The sequence below is a fragment of the uncultured Holdemanella sp. genome, assembly GCF_934772795.1.
In the GTDB taxonomy this organism is placed as follows: domain Bacteria; phylum Bacillota_I; class Bacilli_A; order Erysipelotrichales; family Erysipelotrichaceae; genus Holdemanella.
Genome location: NZ_CAKVMR010000124.1, coordinates 1 through 1,781, shown reverse-complemented (window position 1 = coordinate 1,781; position 1,781 = coordinate 1). Strand labels below are relative to the sequence as shown.

The 1,781-nt window shown below is 33.7% G+C and carries 2 protein-coding genes; one reads left to right on the top strand and one right to left on the bottom strand.

From position 1 onward, the window contains the following. The first annotated feature begins 80 nt into the window (after positions 1–80). A complete protein-coding gene (locus tag Q0F04_RS11810; RefSeq protein ID WP_295753533.1) occupies positions 81–557 on the top strand; it encodes a small multi-drug export protein in 477 nt (158 codons plus the stop codon). A gap of 50 nt (positions 558–607) precedes the next feature. On the opposite strand, the gene Q0F04_RS11805 is transcribed toward Q0F04_RS11810, so the two are convergent. Continuing rightward, the gene (locus Q0F04_RS11805) at positions 608–1,546 is read right to left on the bottom strand and encodes a magnesium transporter CorA family protein (protein ID WP_295753531.1); all 939 of its coding nucleotides are present in this window, start codon (positions 1,544–1,546) and stop codon (positions 608–610) included. Between the last annotated feature and the right edge of the window lie 235 nt (positions 1,547–1,781).

Below are 1,781 nucleotides of genomic sequence, written 5' to 3'. Positions count from 1 at the left end.
GGATTAAGAAGAAAAATACAATCTGTTTAACAACAATGTGTTGAACTGATTACGCTACATATTATATGAGGAGATTTTAAATGTTAAAAAAATACCTGATTGTGTTTTTTGTATCTATGGTACCCCTGATTGAACTTCGTGGAGCCATTCCTATCGCCGCTGGAATGGGATTGCCATTTGTACAATATTATATAATTGCGATTATCGGAAATATGATTCCTGTTCCATTTATCTATTTCTTTGCCAGAAAGATTCTTGTTTGGGGAGCCGATAAACCCGTTATTGGAAACTTCTTTACGTGGTGTCTAGAGAAAGGTGAAAAAGGCGGTAAAAAATTACAAGCCACTGCAGGAAAAGGATTATTTGTAGCCCTACTATTATTTGTAGGTATTCCATTACCAGGAACAGGCGCTTGGACTGGAACACTTGCCGCTAGTATCTTAGACATGGATTTCAAATCGAGTGTACTAGCCGTTATGTTAGGCGTCATTCTTGCAGGTATTATTATGGCTTTGGCAAGTATGGGCTTATTTGGAGCACTTGGAGCACTATTTTAAATAGTGCTTTTTTCTTTTCACTAAGAAAAAAGACTTGATCAGAATCAAGCCTATTTAAACATATTGTGTCTGAAAAAATAAACAGTCGCAATTACACAAGCTAAAACAGCTACAAAGCTTGGGAACCATACAAATGGGAATGGCAACTGTACGTTCATTCCATAGAATCCAAAAATAATATTTGGGATAGCCATAACGATTGTGATCACAGTCAATTTATTCATGACAATATTCATATTATTCGAAATAATACTCGCAAATGTATCCATGGTACCTGCCATCGTGTTTGAATAAATATTACACATCTCAATGGCCTGATGAATTTCAATCATTACATCTTCCAACAAATCTTCATCTTCTTCATATAATTGAATCTGTTTTCCACGCATGATTTTACTTAATGTAACTTCATCTGATTTTAAGGATGTTGAAAAGTAAACCAACGACTTTTCTAAACCTAACATTTCAATCAATTCATCATTTTCTACAGACTGATGCAATCGCGTTTCTGTTCGACTTGATAAGCGGTCGATTTGACGTAGACAAATCAAAAAACGTTGTGAAATACGCAATGCCAAAAGTAAGAAGAATCTTGTTTTTAAACGTGTATCCATACCTTTGATTCTTCCTTGTGACATTTCTAAAATACTCCAGTTTTCATACAAACTGATTGTCACAACATATCCTTTTAAAATCACAATACCAATTGGCAATGTAGAATAGGTTGAATCAATTGAATCATCATCTTCATTTTCAGCACTTGGATAGTCAAAAATAATCAACAACTGTCTAAAGTCATCATCATAATCCATATGCGAACTTTCTTCTTCATCCAGTGAAGATTTGACAAATTCAGGTAAAACACCAATTTGTTCAATCAAATAATTTCTTTCTTCTTCCGTAGGTGCAACCGCATTGATCCAGCAACCTGGTTCTGGTTCTGCAATTTTGCGTGTTCCATCCTCAAATGTTTTATAAAACTCTAACACAATTTGTCCTCCTTATATTTTAAACGAAGACAAATTTCATGCCTCCGAACATATTTGTTTTTTCATAATTATAATAACTCGGGTCTGGAGACATGTTTTCACCTACTTTCATACAATAAATATTGTATCATATCTATGTCAATTTCCCGTAAATTTTCTAGTGATTACGCATGAAATAATCTTCGAATTTTCGTGATTTAAGATTATTTATTTTTTTCTGTACTTTAATAGTGTA